The organism is Sphaerisporangium sp. NPDC051017, assembly GCF_040683095.1.
In the GTDB taxonomy this organism is placed as follows: domain Bacteria; phylum Actinomycetota; class Actinomycetes; order Streptosporangiales; family Streptosporangiaceae; genus Sphaerisporangium.
Genome location: NZ_JBFBCI010000013.1, coordinates 20,563 through 41,698 on the forward strand (window position 1 = coordinate 20,563; position 21,136 = coordinate 41,698).

The 21,136-nt window shown below is 72.2% G+C and carries 15 protein-coding genes; 3 read left to right on the forward strand and 12 right to left on the reverse strand.

Annotated features, from left to right (window positions below; all coding sequences use genetic code 11):
* Positions 1-220: 220 nt before the first annotated feature.
* Positions 221-1,123 carry a GNAT family N-acetyltransferase gene (locus AB0M95_RS13810; RefSeq protein ID WP_363763366.1) on the reverse strand — a complete coding sequence of 301 codons (903 nt, stop codon included), beginning with the start codon at positions 1,121-1,123 and terminating at the stop codon, positions 221-223.
* Positions 1,124-1,586: 463 nt separating this feature from the next.
* Between AB0M95_RS13810 and AB0M95_RS13815 the strand changes: the two genes are divergently transcribed.
* The gene (locus AB0M95_RS13815; protein ID WP_363763369.1) at positions 1,587-3,806 is read left to right on the forward strand and encodes a M4 family metallopeptidase; all 2,220 of its coding nucleotides are present in this window, start codon (positions 1,587-1,589) and stop codon (positions 3,804-3,806) included.
* Positions 3,807-3,988: 182 nt separating this feature from the next.
* On the opposite strand, the gene AB0M95_RS13820 is transcribed toward AB0M95_RS13815, so the two are convergent.
* From AB0M95_RS13820 to AB0M95_RS13865, 10 genes are all read right to left on the reverse strand, one after another.
* The gene (locus AB0M95_RS13820) at positions 3,989-6,829 is read right to left on the reverse strand and encodes an AAA family ATPase (protein WP_363763372.1); all 2,841 of its coding nucleotides are present in this window, start codon (positions 6,827-6,829) and stop codon (positions 3,989-3,991) included.
* A gap of 165 nt (positions 6,830-6,994) precedes the next feature.
* Positions 6,995-10,000: a CDP-glycerol glycerophosphotransferase family protein gene (locus tag AB0M95_RS13825; protein ID WP_363763375.1), complete on the reverse strand. Its 3,006-nt coding sequence runs from the start codon at positions 9,998-10,000 to the stop codon at positions 6,995-6,997.
* A gap of 71 nt (positions 10,001-10,071) precedes the next feature.
* A complete protein-coding gene (locus AB0M95_RS13830) occupies positions 10,072-10,374 on the reverse strand; it encodes an MGMT family protein (protein ID WP_363763378.1) in 303 nt (100 codons plus the stop codon).
* 53 nt (positions 10,375-10,427) lie between these two features.
* Positions 10,428-10,790, reverse strand: a complete 363-nt coding sequence (locus AB0M95_RS13835) for a hypothetical protein (RefSeq protein ID WP_363763381.1) — start codon at positions 10,788-10,790, stop codon at positions 10,428-10,430.
* 136 nt (positions 10,791-10,926) lie between these two features.
* Entirely contained in the window at positions 10,927-12,135 is a 1,209-nt protein-coding gene (locus tag AB0M95_RS13840) for a S8 family serine peptidase (RefSeq protein ID WP_363763384.1), read from the reverse strand.
* A 5-nt stretch (positions 12,136-12,140) separates the two neighbouring features.
* On the reverse strand, positions 12,141-12,926 hold the full coding sequence (locus tag AB0M95_RS13845) for a hypothetical protein (protein WP_363763387.1): 786 nt from the start codon (positions 12,924-12,926) through the stop codon (positions 12,141-12,143).
* A 361-nt stretch (positions 12,927-13,287) separates the two neighbouring features.
* The gene (locus AB0M95_RS13850; protein WP_363763390.1) at positions 13,288-14,619 is read right to left on the reverse strand and encodes a S8 family serine peptidase; all 1,332 of its coding nucleotides are present in this window, start codon (positions 14,617-14,619) and stop codon (positions 13,288-13,290) included.
* A complete protein-coding gene (locus AB0M95_RS13855; protein ID WP_363763393.1) occupies positions 14,613-15,314 on the reverse strand; it encodes a hypothetical protein in 702 nt (233 codons plus the stop codon). Before AB0M95_RS13855 ends, AB0M95_RS13850 begins: the two co-directional genes overlap by 7 nt.
* A gap of 203 nt (positions 15,315-15,517) precedes the next feature.
* Positions 15,518-16,696 (reverse strand): adenylyltransferase/sulfurtransferase MoeZ, encoded by a 1,179-nt coding sequence (moeZ, locus tag AB0M95_RS13860; RefSeq protein ID WP_358519649.1) that lies wholly within the window; start codon positions 16,694-16,696, stop codon positions 15,518-15,520.
* Between the two features lie 157 nt (positions 16,697-16,853).
* Complete coding sequence (locus tag AB0M95_RS13865) at positions 16,854-17,852, reverse strand: alpha/beta hydrolase (protein ID WP_363763396.1); 999 nt, start codon at positions 17,850-17,852, stop codon at positions 16,854-16,856.
* Positions 17,853-18,179: 327 nt separating this feature from the next.
* On the opposite strand from AB0M95_RS13865, the gene AB0M95_RS13870 reads away from it, so the two are divergent.
* Positions 18,180-18,692 (forward strand): hypothetical protein, encoded by a 513-nt coding sequence (locus tag AB0M95_RS13870; RefSeq protein WP_363763399.1) that lies wholly within the window; start codon positions 18,180-18,182, stop codon positions 18,690-18,692.
* 298 nt (positions 18,693-18,990) lie between these two features.
* Here AB0M95_RS13870 and AB0M95_RS13875 read toward each other — a convergent pair whose 3' ends face one another.
* Entirely contained in the window at positions 18,991-19,914 is a 924-nt protein-coding gene (locus AB0M95_RS13875) for a Ku protein (protein WP_363763402.1), read from the reverse strand.
* Between the two features lie 226 nt (positions 19,915-20,140).
* Between AB0M95_RS13875 and ligD the strand changes: the two genes are divergently transcribed.
* Positions 20,141-21,085 carry a non-homologous end-joining DNA ligase gene (gene ligD / locus AB0M95_RS13880; protein WP_363763405.1) on the forward strand — a complete coding sequence of 315 codons (945 nt, stop codon included), beginning with the start codon at positions 20,141-20,143 and terminating at the stop codon, positions 21,083-21,085.
* The last annotated feature ends 51 nt before the right edge of the window (positions 21,086-21,136 follow it).

A 21,136-nucleotide genomic window follows, 5' to 3' on the forward strand; every position in this document is an offset into this window, starting at 1 on the left:
GGGACGATCCCTCGTGTGTGAGGGCGGAAGAACGCCGCCAAAAGGGGCGTCCCGAACCGCCGTGCCGGAGGCGCGGCAATAGGCACTGTTCGGGGCGCGGCGGTGTTCTGGAGTCCTCACGCGCGAGGGTGAGGGACGATCCCTCGTGTGTGAGGGCGGAAGAACGCCGCCAAAAGGGGCGGCCCGAACCGCCGCGCCGGAGGCGCGGCCATAAGCACTGTCAGCCGAGGGCAAGCATCACCGGGGTGTAGATGCGGGCGCGGGCGCCGGGGAGGGGGCCGCCGCGGGTCATCAGGGTGGTGGTGAAGGCCGGTCGCACGCCGCGGGCGGCGGCCCAGCCGGCGAGGTCCGTGTGGTCGGCATGGTCAGCGAGGTCGGCATGGTCGGCGAGGTCGGCGCCGAGGTCCAGGCGTACGGGGGCGTGCAGCTCGGAGGCCAGCTCGGCGATCAGGCCCCGGGCCATGGCCGTGCTGTCGGCGATCACCGGGCCGACCACGACGTTGTCGACGTTGCGCCACGCCGCGCCGAAGCCGACGACCTTCCCGCCGCGTTCGGCGACCCACGTCCGCTCGGCGATGGAGGACAGCCGGGTGATCAGGCCGGCGCGCGGGGCGCCGGAGGCGTGCGTGTCCAGGCCCCGGATCGCGGTCAGGTCGGCCTCGCGCGCCGGGCGCAGGCCGTCGTGCTTGAAGTCCTCCGGCTCGGGGCGAAAGTGCCCGATGTGGGTGACGATCCGGCCGACCGCGCGGAAGCCGAGCTTCTGGTACAGCCCGCGGCCGTACTCGGTCGCCGAGAGGAAGACCGTCGCGTCCCCGGCCCGGTCGAGGACGTGCAGCATGAGCCGGCGGCCGAGCCCCATGCGGCCGTACCGGCTGGCCACCAGGACCATGCTGACCGCGCCGAGGTCGCGGCCGTAGCGGGCGAGGACGGCCGTGCCGGCGAGTCCTCCGCCGGGGTCGTCGATGCCGTACACCTCACCGACCTCGAACAGCAGCCTCCACTTGGCCTCCTCGGGCAGCCACTGCCGGTCGATGGCGAGCATCAGGCAGTCGCGGAGGTCACCGAGGCCGAGCCTGCGGACGGGCATGTCGCCCACGCTCGGCCGGCGGGTGGAATGGATCACGCACACCCCCGATGACGGCGTCCGGGCCTTCGAACCCCTTCCGTCCGCATCATCGACCACATCCGGCGATACATCCACTTAATTTGCGGACCGGCATTGATGTTCGTTCAGTCCTTTTTTCCGTACATGTACGGATGTCGCTACGGATGTTCAGAACGCGAACCGGCACTTAGCGTCACGCACAGGTCAGTTCACCCGGCCGCGTGAGCCGAGTAAGGAGCGCTGTGGAGACACTCCCCCACTTACCGCCCTAGCCGCTTCACTCGCACGGAGACTCCGCCGGACACGGCCCGCCCGGCCAGGTCATCCCCAACCGGCGGACGCATCCCGTTCTCCTTTGTCTCATCACCCCCTGATCCCTTCACTCACCCCGCCGGTCGACCGTGCCCGGTGGCGTGACGACCGCCGCCCGCGTACACGGCGAGAGACGCGGCGGCGGGAGGCACTAGAAAGGAAATCGCGCATGAGGCGCAGAGCTCTATTCGCGGTGACCGCCGGTCTGGCCATCGTGGCCGTCGCGGCGCCGGCAACCCCCGCGGCCGCCAAGCCCCCGCCCGGGTTCACGGCCACGCCCCTGGCGGCGGACCCGCTCCAGCGCGCGACGCTGGCGGCCGACCAGGCCGTCGCCAGCCAGCTGGACGCCCTCCGCAAAGGCACCGACGAAGTCTTCACCCGCACCGGCGTGACCCCCAGCGTCGGGGGCTCGTTCTACGCGACCTACGCGCGGTCCTACAAGGGCCTGCCCGTGATCGGCGGCGACGCGGTCGTCGTCACCGACTCCGCCGGGCGCGTCCGCGACACCGAGTCCGCCGCCGCGCCGACCGTCGGCCTGTCGACCGAGGCGACGGTGAGCGCCGAGCAGGCGCTGGCCACCTCCAAGACCAAGCTGGACCGCGTCGACGACAGCCGTCCGGCGCGCCTGGTCGTCCTCGCCTGGGGCGCGCAGCCGCGCCTGGCCTGGGAGTCCACGGTCTCCGGCATCTCGAACGGCAAGCCGAGCATCCAGCACGTCTTCGTGGACGCCAAGACCGGCGCGATCGCCGACTCCTACGACGACGTCAAGGCCGGCACCGGCAACGGGTACTACTACGGTACGGTCACCATCCAGACCAGCGGCTCCGGCAGCTCGTTCTCGATGACCGACTCCACCCGCAGCGGCATTCGCTGTGGCGGCCAGAACGGCTCCGCCTACACCGGCACCGACGACGCGTGGGGCAACGGCTCGGGCACCAACCTGGAGACCGCCTGCGTCGACACCCTGTACGGCGTCCAGAGCGAGTGGGACATGCTGCGCGACTGGCTCGGCCGTAGCGGCATCAACGGCAGCGGCGGCGGCTTCCCGGCGCGCGTCGGCCTCGCGGACGTCAACGCGTACTGGAACGGCAGCTACACCAACTTCGGCCACTCGCAGGACAACCAGCGCCAGGCCACGCCGATCGACGTCGTGGGCCACGAGTTCGGCCACGCGATCTTCCAGACCACGCCGGGCGGCGCCGGCTCGGGCAACGAGAACGGCGGCATCAACGAGGGCACCGGCGACATCTTCGGCGCGCTGACCGAGGCCTACGCCAACAACCCGAACGACCCGCCGGACTACCAGGTCGGCGAAGAGGTCGACCTCGTCGGCCAGGGCCCGATCCGCTACATGTACAACCCGTCGCTGGCCGGGGACCCGAACTGCTACTCCTCCTCGATCCCCAGCACCGAGGTGCACGCGGCGGCCGGTCCGATAAACCACTGGTTCTACCTGCTCGCCGAAGGTTCCGCCCCGGGCGGCGGCAAGCCCGGCAGCCCGATCTGCTCCGGCGGCCCGTCCTCGGTGACCGGCCTCGGCATCCAGAAGGCCGGCAAGATCTACATGGGCGCCCTCAGCCGTAAGACGTCGAGCTGGCGCTACATCAACGTCCGCACCGCCTCCCTGGCCGCGGCCGTCGAGCTGTACGGCGCGAGCAGCCCCGAGTGCGCCGCCACCAAGGCCGCCTGGAACGCCGTCAGCGTCCCGGTGCAGTCCGGTGAGCCCACCTGCACCGACAGCCCCGGCAACGACTACTCCATCGCGCTGAACCCGACCTCCGGCTCGGTCACCGCGGGCGGCTCGGCCACCGCCACCGTCTCCACGGCGACGACCTCCGGCAGCGCGCAGACGGTCACCTTCTCGGCCTCGGGTCTGCCGAGCGGCGCCACCGCGACCTTCAGCCCGGCCTCGGTGACCTCGGGCGGCTCCTCGACGCTGACCATCTCCACCTCGACGTCGACGCCGAACGGCTCCTACAGCGTGACGGTCACCGGCACCGGGTCCGTGACCCACACGGCGACCTACACGCTGACGGTCGGCACCAGCGGCGGCCGGACGTTCAGCAACGACACGAACTACACGATCAACGACCTGTCGACGATCAACAGCCCGATCACCTCGACCGCCTCGGGCAGCGCGGTCTCCCCGGTCCGGCTCACGATCGTCATCAGCCACACCTGCGCCGAGGACCTGCGGATCCGCCTGCGCGGCCCGAGCGGGACGTTCTACACCGTCAAGAGCAGCGGCGGCATCTCCTGCACCTCCTTCGGCACCCGCAACTACTCCGTTCCCGTCAGCCAGACGGCCGCCGGAACCTGGACCCTGGAGGTCACCGACCAGTACACCCTGGACACCGGCTTCCTGGACTCCTGGAGCATCACCCTCTGACCCTGTTCGGGGCGCGGCGGAAGAACGCCGCCTAGAAGGGCGCCCCGAACAGGCCGAGCGAAGTGAGGCCATGAACACAGCTGAGCAGGGCCTGAGCGTCTGAGACGACGGCCTTGAGACCCCCGGGACCGGGCACCTCCGGTTCCGGGGGTTCGCCGTTTCCGGAGAGGAGACGCGGTCGTTCAGGCGGGCGGCGCCACCTGGGTGCGCGAGCGCACGCCGAGCTTGCGTAACACGGTCGCGACGTGGCTCTCGACCGTGCGGGTCGACAGGAAGAGCACGTCGGCGATCTCCTTGTTCGTCCGGCCGAGCGCGACCAGGCGGGCGACCTCCGTCTCTCGCTGGGAGAGCGCGGTGGCCTTCCCGCGTGGGGAGGGCGCGGCGGCCTTGCCCCGCCGTCCGCGCGGAAGCTGGAACTCCACGCCGATGTCCCGCAGGACTCGGCGGCAGCGGGCGGCGTCGTGGGTGGCGCCGAACTCCCCGTACCGCTCGGCCAGTTCGGCGAAGGCGGCCCCGGTGGCGGGGTCGCCGACCGCGAGCATGGCCCGCGCCTCGCCCTCCCCCGCCCGCGCCGCCGCGTACGGCTGGGGCATGACGGCGTACGCCTCACGGGCGCGGGCGAAGTGCGCGGCGGCGTCGGCGTGCCGCCGTTCCGCGGCGGCGAGCGCGCCCCGCGCGGAGTCCAGCGCGGCGTGCGCGGCCGGCGAGATCTTGTCGGCGACACCGGCGGCGTACTCGGCGACCAGTCCGGCGGCCTGCTCGGTCCGACCGGCCCAGGCCAGCGCGTTGACGGCGGACGGCACAAGGTAGGCGCCCCACACCCACACGCCCTTGCGGCGCAGTCGGGCGACCGCGCGCTCGGCCTCGGCGACGGCCTCGTCCAGCGCGCCCCTGGCCAGGTGCAGCTCGATCATCCCCCCGCCGGCGGCGTCCACGACGGGCGCGTACCGGCTGTCGGGGGCGTCGAGCCCGGCGGCGTGGAAGTGCCGGGCGGCGCCGTCCCACTCGCCGGTCGCGAGCGCGAGCATGCCGAGCACCAGCCAGACGTCCACCGCGATCTGCGGGGTGTCCGCGACCAGCTCGCTCATCGCGATCGCCCGCTCGCGCAGGCCGGCCCAGCGCCCGGTCAGCCACTCCATGCGGATCGCCGAGACGTCGACGATGTAGGCGCTGTAGTCGGCCCCGGTCTCGGCGGCCAGGCGCCGTCCCTCGCGGGCGATCTTCTCGGCCTCGGGGTAGAGGCCGAGCGTGATCAGCGAGTCGTAGAGGTTGGCGTATCCCCGGGCGGCCTCGCGCCGGACCGACATGCGCGTGTCGGCGATCGGCAGGGTGGCGGCGACCGCGAACGCGTCGGGGGCGCCGATCGCCATCTGGAAGGACGCGCGGTTGGCGAGAACGGCCGTGGCGACCTCGGGGTTGTCCGCGCTCGCGACCAGCTTCTCGGCCCGGTCCATCCACTCGGCGTGCTGGTCCAGCGTCTCGGTGCCCCATGGGGGCATCGCGAGGCAGGCCAGGCCGCGCGCGGCCAGCGTCGGCTGGTCGGTGAGCTCCTCGACGGCGGCCTTGATCTCCGGGCGGCCGCCGACGGTGTCCCCCGCCTGGTTGGACAGCAGCAGCCCGAGGTGCAGCCGCGCCTCGGCGCGGGCGTCGGGGGACAGGAAGTCGTCGCGCAGCACGTGGCGCAGCAGCCGTACCACCCGCTGGTGCGACAGGCCGCTCCCGGCGAACTTGCTGAGCTGGAGGGCGAGCGGCCCGCGCTCGGACTCGGGCAGGTCCGGATCGTCCAGCATGCCCTCGAACACCTCGATGGCCAGGGCCATGTCGCCGAGCGCGGCGGCGCGGTGAGCGGCGGCCGCGCCGTGACGCAGCCAGGACTCGATGTCGCCGGCCTGCCGGGCGTGGAAGGCGAGCTGGACGAGCGGCGGCGAGTCCATGGCGGCGAGCGCGCCCATCACCCGCTCGTGCGCCGACCGCCGCTCCGGCCCGGGGATCGCGTCGTATACCGCCTGCTGGGCCAGCGCGTGGCGGAAGCCGTACCGGCCGCGGGAGTCCTCGTGCAGGACGCCGGCCCGCAGCGCCTCGCCGAGCCCGGCGGAGTCGCCCCCCGCCGCGATGATCAGCTGCTCCCCCGCGGGCAGCCGCAGCACGGCCGCGACGTGCACGGTGCGCACCGCCGCCGCGGACAGGGACGCCATGCGCTCGGCCATCGCCTCGCGCAGCAGCAGCGGCACCCCGGCGCGGTCGAGCGCCTCCGGCTCCCCCGGGTCGCGCAGGGACCGCACGACCTCCTCCACCACGAACGGGATGCCCGCGGTCCGCTCGTGCAGGCGGGTGACGAACCCGGACGACAGGTCCGAGCGGTTCAGCAGCGCCCCGGCCAGATCGCCGACGTCGGTCACGTCCAGCGGCACGAGCGGCACCACCACGCTGGTGGTTTCCGGGTGGTGCCGGTAGGCGCGGCCAAGGGACGCGCGGGTCGCGCCGTGGTCCTCCCGCCGGTAGGTGATCACGAGGGCCAGCCCGGCGGGCGGCTGGTCGATGAGGAAGCGCAGCAGGTCGCGGGTGCCGTCGTCGGCCCAGTGCAGGTCCTCGATGACGAGAACGGCCGGCCCGACGGCGGCCAGCAGGGCACGGATCGCCCGGAAGACGCGGTGGCGTTCGGCCCGGGGGTCGCCCAGCGGCGGGGGCGCCGGCGGGAGCGCGCCCGCCAGCTCGGGTAAGTAGCCGGCCAGCGCGCCGGTCACCGGGTTGAGCGCGCCGGGATCCGGGAGCCGGCCGGCGATGTCACGGAGCGCCTCGAACACGGGCCCGTAGGGGAAGGGCTCACGGATCTGATGGCAGTAACCGAGAAGGACCACCCGGTCGCCGGGCACGTGGCCGAGCGCGGCGCGCACGAGACGGGTCTTCCCTATGCCGGCCTCACCCTCCACCTGCACGACCGCCGGAGGGCGGGCGATCACATCGATGACTGTCCGTAGTTCCGAAGCACGTCCGACCAGTGCGAGCGAAGGCACGCTGCTCATCGACAGCTCCCAGGGTAGGGATTTCGGGACTCCCCGGCCCAGTTATCCCCATACCTTCGGCGAAGGTCAACCCCTCCCTGTAACGGCCTTGTTGCGGATCCCGTCAAGTCGGGCGTCACTCTGTAAGACATCCGGACACGGAGGGTGGCTGCCCCTCGTGCGGCGTCAGGAGCCGGGCGTGAAGACGTGGTCGACGAGGCGGGCGGTCGCCTTGCCGTCGTCGCGAGGAGCGTAGGTGCGGACGAACTCCTCGTAGCGGTCGGTGTAGTCGCCGGCGAGCGCGTCGATCAGGCGCACGGCCTCGATCACGTCCGCGGCCTCGGCGAGCAGGGGGCCGGGCGCCTCGGTGCGCAGGTCGAGGTAGAGGCCGCGGGAGTTGCGGTAACGCTCCAGGTCGTAGCCGAAGAAGACGATCGGACGGCGGGTGACGGCGAAGTCGAAGATCACGGAGGAGTAGTCGGTGATCAGGACGTCGGCGATCAATAATAGATCGGCCATATCCGGATAAGTCGTGACGTCGATGGCGAACGGGTACTCGCGGGTCATCGGCCCCGGGCGCACCAGCGAGTCCGGGCCGGGAACCACCAGACCCACGGCCGCGGGCGCCGCCTGCATCGTGTGCCCCCGGACCAGCAGGACATGGTCACGGCCGAGCACCCGCCTGGCCTCCGCCAGGTCGAGACGCACCGAGCTGTTCCTGCGGTCGTGGTCGCGCCACGTCGGCGCGTACAGCACCACCCGTTTGCCGGCCGGGATCCCGAGATCGCGCCGCACCGCCGCCGCCAGCTCGGCGCGGTCGGAGGACACCAGGACATCGTTGCGCGGGTACCCCGACTCCAGGATCTCGCCGCCGTACCCGAACGCGCGGCGCAGGATTCCGGATGCCCATGGGCTCTGGGTGACCAGAAGATCCCAGTTCGCGACCTCGGCGGCCTGCCGGTACCACGCGGGCGGCCGAGGCTCGCGGGTCATGTGCCGCTGGTCGCCGCCCACCTGCTTGAGCGGGCTGCCGTGCCAGGTCTGGACGCAGAGCTGGTCCTCACGGGCACGAAACCACTGCGGCAGCAGCGTGTTGGTCATGATGTGCCGGGACCGGGCCAGCGCGGTGTAGTGCTCGCGGCTGCCCTCGCGGACCACCGTGGGCGTGATGCCCGGGCCGAGGCCGAGCGCCGCCGAGTCCGGCGGGACGAACGCGCCGTCCTTGACCACCCAGATGTGCTCGCGGTCGTCGCCCCGGCGCAGCCGCTCCTCGTAGACCGCCCGCGCGCTGTCGGAGTACGACCTGCCGTCGAACGAGACGTACACCGTCGCGTCGCGCAGCTCGCGGCGGCGCTCGGCCGGGTAGTGGACGCGGCGCGTCGACCACAGGCCGACCGCGCCCTTCTCGTCGCCCGGAACGTGCTCGGCGGCGACGATGACGGGCACGTCGAAGCGGGTCGCCACCAGGCGGTACTCGCGGTCGCCGACGATGTGGACGCCCTCGTCCAGCGTGTCGAGCAGGCGGTGGTCCACCCGCAGCGGGGCCGTGGTGCCCTTGCCGCCGGCCACCGACAGGCTCCAGGCGCCGGACGCCAGCGCGACCGCCGACCCGAACCTCGGCATCGCGCCCGGGGCGACGCGCACCGAGAACTCCGGGCCGGACCGGGTGAGCCGGACCCGGTACGCCAGGCCCGCGCGCTGGCGCAGCACCAGCTCGCGCGGCCCGGGGTCGGGGTCGTGGTAGGTGCCCGCGAGGGTGAGCGCGCCGTCCTCGCCCCACTCGGCCGAGGTGATCACCGGCCACACGCGGTGCGCCGACACCACGGCCCGGTCGCGGCGGTCGCGCAGGACGGTGACCTCGCTGCGGTCCAGGCCGATGCGCGTCTCGGCGTCGTCGTCCATCATCACGGGGGCGGCCGGGTCGCCCTTGGGCTCGATCCACAGCCGGCGGGCGTCTCGCTCCTTCATCAGCGCGGCGACGGCGAGTGGCACCGAGAAGTTCGTACCGCCCTCGGCCGGGGTGAAATCGGCCGCGATGCGGTGGCCGCCGAGACGGGCCCTGCCCTTGGTCGCCGTCATGCCCGGCAGGAAGCCCCTCAGCTCGATCTGGTCGCCGTCGTGGACGACGCCGGTCAGCTCGGCGCGGGTGGGCTGGAGCACGATCTGCAGCACGCGGTCGGACGTCCAGGCCGGGCGCACCCACCAACCGGGACCGACGCGCAGCCCCGCCGGGCGCTCGGTGCGGCCCATGACCGGCCCCCGCACGGCGCCGGTCGCCCACGCGCCCCGGCTCCAGATGACGATGTCGGCGCGCCAGGTCGTCGTGTCCGGGACCAGGGGACGGCGGCGCAGCAGCCGCCTGGCGCCGTGGTAGGCGGCGCGGATGGCCGCGCGCCAGCGCAGCGACCACGGCCGCACCTCGGCCACGAACCCCGCCCAGTCGTAGTTGCAGCCGGGCTCGGCCGACCCCCACGTCGCCTCGGGGCGGTAGACGCGGCGGGTGCGGGCGGCGATCGGCGGCAGCCCGCGCGGGCCGCGCAGCACCACCGTGGCGCGGTTCAGGCGGCGGCTGCGCACCGAGAGCCCCACGAGGTAGGCGTGGCCGGTGACGCGGAGCCGCCCGTCGTGCCAGGACACGTCGGACACCTCGGTCACGGGGACCAGGTCCGACCCGCGCAGCCGGAACAGCGAGCGCGGCGCCTCGACGGGCAGGTCGGCGTACCAGCGCAGGCCCCTGCGGACGCGCTTGACCGGCTCGCCCGTGGCGGCGACGAGCCCGGCCAGCTCGCCGCCCTCGGCGAGGGCCGCGGGGTCACGGTTCTCGATCAGATGGTAGGCCAGGCGCCGGGCCACCGGCAGGGCGCGCTTGACCGAGGGGTCGACGCCGGAGAGGTAGTCGCGCAGCAGATCGATCGCCTGCCGCAGGCGGGTGGCGTCCCTCTTGGCGGCGGCCTCCAGACGCAGGGCGAGCGGCCCGTTCAGCGCCTCGGCGTGCAGCCGCCGGCGCTCCGCGCGCGAAAGCCCGTGGGAGGTGACGGCCGCGATCAGCGCGTCGAGCGGCTCTCCCTTGTCATACAGGTCCTGGGCGGCCCGGAGCCGATCGGCGACTTTATCGACGCTGTCGACGCTATCGACACTGTCGCCGGTGTCGACGCTGTCGCCGGCCTGCGCGGGCGTGGCACCGGTGGCCATCGGGGAGGCACCGCCTTTCCAGGTCTACCGCAAAGGGCGTTCCTGGAATGGTAATGCGCATTCTTGAGAACTCACGGATGATCACAGAGCCATCGGGCGTGGCGCATGTCGGCCCGCTCGCCCCGCAGCGGCGTGCCCTCGTCCCGCCAGAAGGCCAGGCACCTGGCCTCGTGGCCGGGCGGCGCGGTCCCGTCGGCGTGCACGACCCGCCACCACGGGACGCCGCCGCCCCAGGTGGACATCACCCGGCCGACCTGCCGCGGGCCGCCCTCTTCGAGGTACTCGGCGATGTCGCCGTACGACATGACCTTGCCCGGCGGGATGCGCTCGACGACGTCGAGCACCCGTTCGGCGAAGGGCGTCGGATCGCTCACGTGGTCCTTCCGGGGGTTCCTCTCGGGCGCTCGCGGCGCGGGCGCGGGGCCCGTCAGGCGGCCCACTGGACGGGGCCCTGGGAGAGGATCTCCTCCAGCTTGCCGAACTCGTAGACCGTCTTGCCGTTGACCTGCTCGACGATACCGTCGCGGATGACGTAGGCCTCTCCGTCCTCCCCGACCAGACTGCCGCCGACCAGCGCGGCCAGACGGGCGAGCTGGGCGACGTTCCAGTCGGACGCCGGCTCCCCGTAGAGGCGGCCCTGCCAGACGGCGACGCGGTGCTCGGCGTCGCCGTGACGGGCGATCACCTCGGCGTCCTCGGGTGTTCCCCGCAGCTCCAAGCCGGCGTCGGCCGACGCCGTCGCTCGCGTGAGCTCGGCGTAGGCGAGCGGCGATTCACGTTGTACGCGCAACTCGTATCCCACGAGATGGGAACCATAGCGAACCTTTAGCGATCACCGGTACGGGATCGCGTGCGATCGATATGACCGCATCCGAACTGCTGCCGAAAGGCGGCCGAAAAGCATTCGAATCGCCGCCATCACGTGATCATCGGCGTTCCGCGCGCCGCGTGAGCACCACCACGCCCGCGCCGAACCCGACGAGCCCGAGCAGCACGCCGGCGCCGTACACCCACAGCCGCACCGGATCCGGCCCGGGGCGCGCGGGCGGGGGCGAGGTCGCGCCCTTCCCGAAGTGCAGGCCGCTCTGGACGGGGACGGCGGAGCGATACCCCGTGAGCTCGCCCGCCTTCCGCAGCGCGGCCGCCGCGTCGACCACGCCGAAGCCGATCTTGTCGTCGTAGCTGCCTGCGGGTTTGCCGCGCGTGGTGGTCGCGAGGGCGCGGGCCACCAGCTCGGGGCCCAGTTGCGGATATTTCGCCTTTATCAGCGCGACCACCCCGGAGACCAGGGCCGTGGACACGCTGCTGCCCTCCAACAGGACGTACCCGCCGCCCGCCTTCACCGCCGGCACCGCCACCCCCGGCGCGCCCACCAGCACCGACAGATTGTCACTGCTGAAAGCGGCGTGCTTACCCAGCCGGTCCACCGCGCCGACCCCGATGACCCCGGCGAACCCCGCGGGAAAGCTCCAGAACGACGTCCCGTACTTGCGCGCCGCCACCGAGTCGCCGTCGTTGCCCACCGCCGCCACCAGCACCACGCCCTGCTCCAGCGCGTACGCGACCGCCTGGCGGTCGGCCCGCTGCGGGACGTACTCACCCAGCGACATGCTGATCACCCGCGCGCCGTTGTCGGTCGCGTAGCGCATGGCGCGCGAGATCGGCGTCTCGGCCGGCGCGCCCAGCCCGTCGTCGGGGTTGACGAGCTGGTACTCGGGCTGGTCGGTGAGCACCGGGATCGACAGGATGCTCGCGTCCGGCGCCAGGCCGGTCAGGCCGCCGTCCCGCCCCGAGCCCGCGATCAGGGACGCCATCGCCGTGCCGTGCACGCCCACCGGAGGCGCCGCGCCGTCGTAGGTGTCCGAGCGCAGATCGGGGCCGACGGTCACCTTGCCCGCGAGCTCGGGCACCTTGGCGTCGACCGCGCTGTCGATCACCGCGACGGTCACGCCCGCGCCGCGCGTGACCTGCCAGGCCTGCTCGGCGTTCAGCGCGTCCAGCACCCAGCGCTGGGCGCCGCGCACGTCGTCGGACGCCACCGAAGGGTCCGCCACGGCCGGCGGCGCCGGCAGCAGGCCCACGAGCGCCATCGCCCCCACGGCCGCCACCGCCCGGCGCAGGCCGCCGGCCCTCACGCACCTCAACACGCGTTCCCCTGGGTGCAGCGCGGGATGTCGGGAGGCGCCGAGAGCTCGCGGCCGATGCGGCCGGCGATGGACTGGGCGGCCGGCCACAGCTCGCTGTGGGTGATCTCCTCCCGGGAGATGGCCTCGCGGGTACGCCCGTCCGCGTAGCCCGCGGTGGTGAAGACGATGTACGGGCCCGCGCCGACCCAGCCCGTGCGCTGGCGCTGCGCCGCCCCGAACGACTCGGTCACCGTGCCCGGGAACGCCACCGGCCGCACGCCCACCCGGTCGTCCACGGGGAGCTGCCCCGCCGTCCGCGCCCGCGTCTCCTCGTCGGCGAGCACGGCGACCCCGACGGTCACCACGAACGAGGAGGTCTGGTCGACGTAGGTCGCCCGCAGCATCGTGCGGCAGCCGAACTGCCGCAGCACCGAGCCGACGGGCGCGTCCACGACCGCGGGGCACGGCGCCTCCGGGGCGATGCCGACCCGCCTGGCGTACTGCCGGACCCGGGACAGGCCGACGTACTCGATCTGGGGAGGGAACACGGCGTCGGCCGGCCAGGTGTACCAGCGCCGGGCGACGTCCTCCTGGGAGTACCGGGCGCGCTCGGCGAACGTCAACGGCCGGGACCGCGTCTCCTGAAGGGTGCCCACGACGCCGAGCAGCACGTCGGTGGCCGCCACGGCGAGCAACGTCCCCATGATCAGCAGGAAGAGGGATCGAAAACGGACCCCGCGTTCGAGCGCCAGGCGATCCTGGAACTCGCGCAGGCTCGCGGCGCGGGCCCGCGAGCCCATCCACGGCCGCGACGCCCCGGAGGCCGCCCCGTGCGAGACGCCACCTGAAGGAAGCCGCCCCCTGAAGGACGTGCCTCTGCCGCGCGGGGGCCAGGGCGCCGGCCGCGCCCGTGGCTCTTCAGGCGACATACTCCGATGCTACGTCGGCGCCCGCTTCCGGGGTTCCGCACGCGCCCTCGCCACCCCTCGTGTTCCGTCGGCGTCGCCCCGCCCTGTCGGTCAGGTCGCCCCGTGCGGATCCGTGGCCGGACGCCTCTTCGCCGCACGTGAACGCCCTTCCGCGCACCTTCCCGCCACGCCGTGTCCCATTCCGGGATCCGGCCGGTTTTTCGTCATGTGCGCGGACTTCCCGGCGGGGGGATCATGTCGGGGCCCGCTCCCACTGGGGGGACGCCCACAGGCTCGCGTCCTCGCGCGCGCGGCGGCGCCTGGCGCGGCGGACCATCACGATCAGGGCGGCGAGGCCGCCGCACGCCAGCGCGCCCGCGGCCAGCGCGATCGCCCCGTACATCGTGATCATGTGGGTGTCCCTGCGCACCACCCGGACGGGCGTCAGGGCGGCCTTCGCGCCCGAGGCCATCGGCAGGGCGGGGTCCTGGACGCCGGGGCCCCGGGCCGCGAACCGGTGGCGGGAGAGCCGGGCGGCCTCGGCCAGCGCGCGTGCGGCGTTGACGACGCCGAAGCCCATGCCGGGGTCGTAGCCGGGTGAGGGACGGCGGGTGGCGCCTGTGGTGAGCGCCTGGGCGACCAGCGCCGGGGACATGCGCGGATATTTCGCCTTTATCAGCGCGGCGACCCCGGAGACCAGCGCCGTGGCCTGCGAGGTCCCCCTGCCGACCCAGTACTGGTCGCCCGGACCCGCCCCATAGATGTCCACCCCGGGCGCCGCCACGAGCACCAGCGAGTTGCGGTTGGAGAACGACGCCTTGTGCAGGCCACGGTCGGCCGCCGCCACCGAGATCACCCCGGGCAGCGACGCCGGGTAGGAGTACGGCCCGGTCTTACGGCCCGCGCCGTCGTTGCCCGCCGCCGCCACCAGCACGACGCCCTTGGACACCGCGTAGCGGATCGCCGCGCGCTCCTGCCGCGTGGGCTGGTCCTTGGAGATGGACAGGTTGATCACGTCCACCCCCCGGTCCACCGCGTAGCGGATGCCCCGCGCGACGACGTTCTCGAACCTCGGCTCGGAGTTGAAGTCCCGGAACCCCGGCTCGTCGTCCTCCAGGATCACCCGCACCGACAGCACCTTGGCGGCCGGGGCCACGCCGATCACCCCGTCCGCCCCGCCCGGCCCGTGGCCGTGCCCGGCGATGAGCGACGCCATGTACGTGCCGTGCAGGCGACGGGGGGCGACGCCGCGCGGGTTGGCGCCGGCCGTGAAGTCGGGCCCGGTCACCACCGAGCCGGCCAGGTCGTGGTGGCGAGGGTCCACCCCCGAGTCCAGGACCGCGACCTTCGCCCCGGCGCCGCGGGTGATCCGCCACGCGGCGTCGACGTCGAGCGTGCGCAGGACCTGGCTCTGGCTGCCGCGTACCTGGTCGGCCCGCGCCGGCGCGGTGCCCATCAGGGTCACGAGGGCCAGGACGAGCAGGATCGCCAGGAGGGCGGGACGGGCCGCCCGGCGTCCCCTGGTGGTGCGTGCGGGGATGAATCGCGAAATATCCGGCGGGGCGGGTGGGGGTGGGGTCAGCACTGCCAGTCCTTGCCCGCGCAGTCGGGACGCGCCGGCGTGGCGAGCGTCCGGACGATCCGTTCCTCCAGGTCGGTGGTGAATGCGAAGATCGTGGACCGCTGGCGGCCGACCGACCGCGCCGGCCTGCCGTCCACCTGGCCCGCCGTAGCGATCACCAGGTACGGCCCCGCCTGTGCCAGCGAGGACGCCTGGCGGGCCGAGGCCGTGAAGCGGTCGGCGACCGTCCGCGGGAACGCCAGCGCCCGCAGGCCCGGGGACGGCACTCCCCCGGGCGGGAACGCCGCCCGTGCCATCAGCGCGGACGCCTGGTCGGGGAAGGCGGCGACGCCGATCGTCACCACCACACCCTGGAGCGCGTCCAGGTACGTCGCCCGCAGCACCGCCCGGCAGCGCGCCGCCTTCAGCGCCGCCCTCAGCTCGACGTCCACGGCCGCCGAACAGTCGGTGCGCGAGGAGATGCCCACCCTGCGGGCGTTCTCCTGCCCGCCCTGTTCGGCGACGTACGGCAGCAGCGGCGGGAACACCTTGCCCGCGGGCCACGACTGCCAGCGGCGCGCCATCTCTTCGTTGGACGCCTGCTGGACCTCGGCGGCGCTCGGCCCCCGCGTGAGCTCGGCCCCCGCCGCGCCACCGGCCACCCCGGCGACGACGGCGAAGATCAAGGCCATGACCCCCACGGTGCTCGCTCTGCTCACTCGCCCGACCTTAACGCGGGGAGCAGGGGCGGATCCTGCGTTCATAGGGATAGACCCGGATGGATGGGACTTGGCGGGCTGGAAGGTGACGCTTTTCGTACTAAAGGGACAGGGTGGCAGTCACGTTCTCAGGCCGTTAGACGCCGGGAAAGCGACGGCCCGCCGTCCTGATGGACGGGCGGGCCGTGGGTCCGCGGACCGGGTCAGTACGTCGGCAGAGAGGGGTCGACGGTCTTGACCCAGCTCAGGACGCCGCCGCCTACGTGGACGGCGTCGGTGAAGCCGGCGTTCTTGACGACCGCCAGCGCCTCGGCCGAGCGGGCGCCCGACTTGCAGTGCAGGACGATCTTCTTGTCGTGCGGGAGCTGCTCCAGGGCGGTGCCGCGCAGGAACTCGCCCTTGGGGATCAGCACGGCGCCCGGGATGTTGACGATCTCGTACTCGTTCTGCTCGCGGACGTCCACGAGGAAGATGTCGTCCCCGCGGTCCTGCATGTCCTTGAGCTCCTGGGCGGTGATCGTGGAGCCCGTGGCGGCCTCCTGCGCCTCGTCGGAGATGGTGCCGCAGAACGCCTCGTAGTCGATCAGCTCGGTGATCGTGGGGTTCTTGCCGCAGAGCGGGCACTCCGGGTCCTTGCGGACCTTGACGTCGCGGTACTTCATCTCCAGCGCGTCGTAGATCATCAGACGCCCGACCAGCGGCTCGCCGACGCCGGTGAGCACCTTGATCGCCTCGTTCACCTGGATCGAGCCGATGGAGGCGCACAGCACGCCGAGGACGCCGCCCTCGGCGCAGGAGGGCACCATGCCGGGAGGCGGGGGCTCGGGGTACAGGCAGCGGTAGCACGGGCCGTGCTCGGCCCAGAAGACGCTGGCCTGGCCGTCGAAGCGGTAGATCGAGCCCCAGACGTACGGCTTGCCGAGCAGGACGGCCGCGTCGTTCACCATGTAGCGCGTGGCGAAGTTGTCGGTGCCGTCCACGATCAGGTCGTAACCGGCGAAGATGTCCATCACGTTGTCGGTCGTGAGGGCCACGTTGTGGATCACGACGTTGACGTAGGGGTTGATCTCGCGCACGCTCGCGGCGGCGCTCTCGGCCTTCAGACGGCCGACGTCCGACTGCCCGTGGATGATCTGCCGTTGGAGGTTGGACTCGTCCACGACGTCGAAGTCGATGACGCCGAGCGTGCCGACTCCGGCGGCGGCGAGGTACATCAGGGCCGGGGAGCCGAGGCCGCCCGCGCCCACACAGAGCACCTTGGCGTTCTTGAGCCGCTTCTGCCCGGCCATCCCCACGTCGGGGATGATCAGGTGGCGAGAGTAGCGGCGCACCTCGTCAACGGTCAGATCGTCGGCCGGCTCTACCAGCGGTGGCAACGACACAGTTCTACGCTCCCGTTTCGGGGGATCTTCCCAAATGGCGGATTACCGAAAGGCTACGCGTCCCGCCGTCTGTCACAACCTAACCCGGTCGCCCCCGCATTCCCGAATCGGTGATCTTACCCGGCGCGCGCCCTTTCCCTGGTGTTCTTCGCGTTGGTCACGTACTTGCGGCCTTGCGCGCTTTCAGCACTCCGGGCACCAAAGGAACCCGCCGGGCCGCCGGCGCCCGGGCCGGGACGTCCACGCCGACCGTCGCGGCCTCCCGCAGCAGGGCGCGGACGTGGAGGGCGACGAGCGTGGGGTACTCCATCTGGGCGACGTGCCCCGCGTCGTGCAGCAGCACCAGCCGGACGTCGGGGAACACGCGCCCCGCCCGCGCGGCCATGCGCGGGTCGACGAGGCGGTCGTGCCGCCCGTGCACGACCAGGGTGGGCGCGGTCACCTTGGCGGCCAGCCGCCACAGGTTGTCCTCGCCGCGCCGGAAGTACTCGTTGACGAGGGCGCGTGCCGAATAGACGAGCGCGGGGCCCGCCCATGGCAGCTCGTCGCGGCGCCGCTGTTCGCTGACGGCGTCCTCCAGGCGCAGGGGATGCACCCGGTCGGTGTCGGCGAAGCACATGGCGATGGTGGCGCGGATGCGGCGCTCGGCGGGCAGCCCGCGCAGCCGGCTCATGGCCCACTGGCCGAGGCCGGGGGTCGCGGAGAGCACGACGCGCGCGGGACCGTACCGGGGAAGGAGGTCGGGCAGGGCGGGCGAGATGAGCGTGAGCGTGCGGACGAGGTCGGGGCGCGTGGCGGCCACTCTGACGGACACGGCGCCGCCGAGCGAGTTGCCCAGCAGGTGGACGGGGCCGCCGCCCAGGTGCTCGACGAAGGCGATGACGGCCTCCGCGTGCGCGGCCAGCGAGTAATCGCCTTCAGGGTGCTCGGGCGAGAAGCCGGCCCCCGGGAGGTCGAGGGCGTACCCCCGGACGTCGTGGCGCAGCTCGCCCATCAGGTCGGTCCAGTTGGTCGCGGACCCGGCCAGGCCGTGCACGAACACGGCGGTCTCGGCCGGCGCGGCGGTCTTCGGCTCGGGCGTGGACCGGACGTGGACGGTCAGCCCGCCCAGGTCGACGAGCTCCCCCGGCCAGTGCGGAATCGGTTCCTCCACCATCTTCCCCCTCCTGTTCACCCTCCGTTCTGACCATAACCCGCTGCCGTACACCTGGCGCGACCGTCCACGCCGGGCTTGGGACACCCCTGACGGGTCCGGAGACGACCCAAGATCACGGGAAATATAGGACATATCGGGAAATATTGAACTGAAAGACATAAGGGCAGGTTAAGTAGATGCCAAAAGGCAGCGATCCCCGTTTGTCGTATCGGTGCGTCGGAAAAAACGACAACTGGGAAGACTCACTCCGAGTCACCCGGCATTTAGCGGAGAAAAGCCACTAAATGCATCCGCTGGGCAACCCGATGCGTCAAGGGGGAAAACGCAATGCCCGACGTCAAGAAATACGCCGCTATGGCGACCGTCACGGCGGCTCTCACCGGTGGTCTCATAGGCCTTGGCACCGCCACCACCGCCACGAGCGCCAACGCGTCCGCCGCCGTCACCACCAACTTCGGTTTCGGTGACGACTTCGGCGGCATGGGTGGCATGGGTGGCTTCGACGGTGGCGGCGGCGGCCACTGCCACCACCACGGGGGCCACCACGGCCACCACGGCCACCACGGCGGCTTCGGCTTCGACGGCGACTTCGACGACGACGGCGGCTGGGGCGGCAAGGGCCACCACCACCGCCGCCACCACCGTCACCACCACAGCCACGGGGGCGGCCACCGCAACTGCTTCTTCAAGGTCGTCGAGGCGCGCTTCTTCCGGGCGATCATCAGCAACAACCACCACGGCGGCGGGCACCACAACTTCTGGCGCGACGACCGCCACCGCCACTTCAGGCCGGAGCATCACCACCACGGCAGGCACCACCACCACAAGCACGACCGCTGATAATCCACACCAAATCCATACCGACCCATACCGAAATCGAGAATCTAGGCGGGACGACCGGGCGGTATCCGGCCCGGTAGCAATGGCCGCTTAGCAGACACGGGAGGCCCCGGAGCGAATTCCGCTCCGGGGCCTCCTCAATGTCCGCACCCTGATGCTCGAGGTGAATTCCCATCCAGGCCGCCGCTCCGCTCATCCTGCGAAACAAACATTCACCGCCAAGCCCATACCATTTGCCGGGCTCTCCAATACCAGGCCGCCGTTTCCGGATGGGGCGGGTCCTACGGCGGAAATGCGGTCACGCGGTCTTGCGGGGACGGCGCTTGGCCGGCTTCTTCTCGCCCTTCTCGGCCTTCTCCCCCGCCTCCTCCGCGCGGGCCTCCTCGCCGCCGGCGCCCTTCGCCGCCGCCTTCCGCCTCGGCGCCGGAGCCTTCTCGCGACCGCCCTCGCGCTCCCGCTTGGCCGCGTCCACGCTGGCGCGCAGCGCCGCCATCAGGTCGACCGCCGGGCCCGCCTGCTCCGGCACCTCCGGCCGGGCCAGCTCCTTGCCCTGGATCTTGGCCTCGATGACCTCCTGGAGCGCCTCGCGGTAGCTGTCGCGGTACTCGGAGGGGTCGAACTCCCCCGCCATCGTCTCGATCAGCGACTCGGCCATCCGCAGTTCCTGCGGGCGCACCTCGATGTCCTCGTCCTTGAACTGGAACCCCGGCTCGCGCACCTCGTCCGGCCACAACATGGTCTCCAGCACGAACACGCCGTCGCGGATGCGCAGGGTCGCCAGCGACTCGCGCTGCCGCAGCGCGACCTTCACGATGGCCACCTGCCCGGTGCGCTCCAGCGCCTCGCGCAGCAGGATGTACGGCTTCACGCCGGTGTTCTCGGGCTCCAGGTAGTACGACTTGTTGAACAGGATCGGGTCGATCCGGTCGGCCGGGGTGAACTGCAGGACGTCGATCCGGCGCGAGGTGCTCAGCGGCAGGTCGGCGAAGTCCTCGTCGGTCAGCACGACGACCTCGCCGCCGGGCAGCTCGTACCCCTTGGCGATATCGGAGTACGGCACCTCCTCGCCGTCGATGGAGCACACCCGCTTGTACTTGATACGGCCGGCGTCCTCGCGGTGCACCTGGTGGAACGTCACGTCCTTCTGCTCGGTCGCGGAATAGAGCTTCACCGGGATCGTGACGAGCCCGAACGAGATGGCACCCTTCCAGATGCTACGCATGGCCTCTCCTCACCTCTACTGCCACTATCGAACACATGTTCGGTAGTGGCAAGGGCGCAAAGCAGTATCTAAATGGGCAGATACCCAGTGTGGAATGCCGTATCCGGTCAAGCCACCACTGGTGGACCCGTGATAGGCACGGTGGAGGACGTCCGCACGACGGAAGAAACCCCGGGCGGAGACCTGCCCCGGGAAGGGTCCCGGGACACAGGGAAGAAGTGATGGCGTGGCGGGCGAAGTGGCGGACAATACGGACAGGACGGACAGCACGGACAAGGTCAGGGTCAGGGTCGGCCACCGGGAGCTGACGCTGACCAACCTCGGCAAGGTGCTGTACCCCCAGGCCGGGTTCACCAAGGCCGAGGTGATCGACTACTACAGCCGCGTCGCGCCGTACATGCTGCCGCACATCGAGGGACGGCCGCTCACCGTCAAGCGCTACCCCGAGGGCGTGGACGGGCTGTTCTTCTTCGAGAAGAACCGTCCCCCGCACACGCCTTCCTGGGTGCGCACCGCCCGCCTGCCCGCGCCGGGCAGCACCAAGGGCCGCGGCACCATCGACTACGCGATCGTGGACGACCTGCCCACGCTGGTCTACTTCGCCGGACTGGCGGCCCTGGAGCTCCACACGCCGATGTGGCGGGTGGACGACGAGGGGCAGGCCCTGCCTCCCGACATCATGGTCTTCGACCTCGACCCCGGCCCGCCCGCCACGATCGAGGAGTGCCGCCGGGTGGCGCTGCGCCTGCGCGAGGCCCTGCGCGAGGACGGCCTGGACGGGTGCCCCAAGACCAGCGGCAACAAGGGCATGCAGGTGTACGTCCCCTGGGCCGGCCGTGAGGAGGACGCCTCCGCCTACGCCAAGGCGCTCGCGCAGCGGCTGGAGAAGGAACGGCCCGGCGAGATCGTCAGCCAGATGGCCAAGAGGCTGCGCCCCGGCAAGGTGCTCATCGACTGGAGCCAGAACAACCCTGCCAAGACGACGATCGCGCCGTACTCGCTGCGCGCCAACGCGACTCCCACCGTCTCGACCCCGCTGACCTGGGAGGAGGTCGAGAACACACCGCCGGAGGACCTGGTGTTCACCGCCGGGGACGTGCTGGAGCGCGTCGAGCGGTTCGGCGACCTGATGGCGCCGCCGGAGCGCGGCGGGGCGGGGGAGGGGCCTTAGGCTGGACGCATCGGGGTATGGAGCGTGCGAGTCAGGCTCGCCGTCGACGGA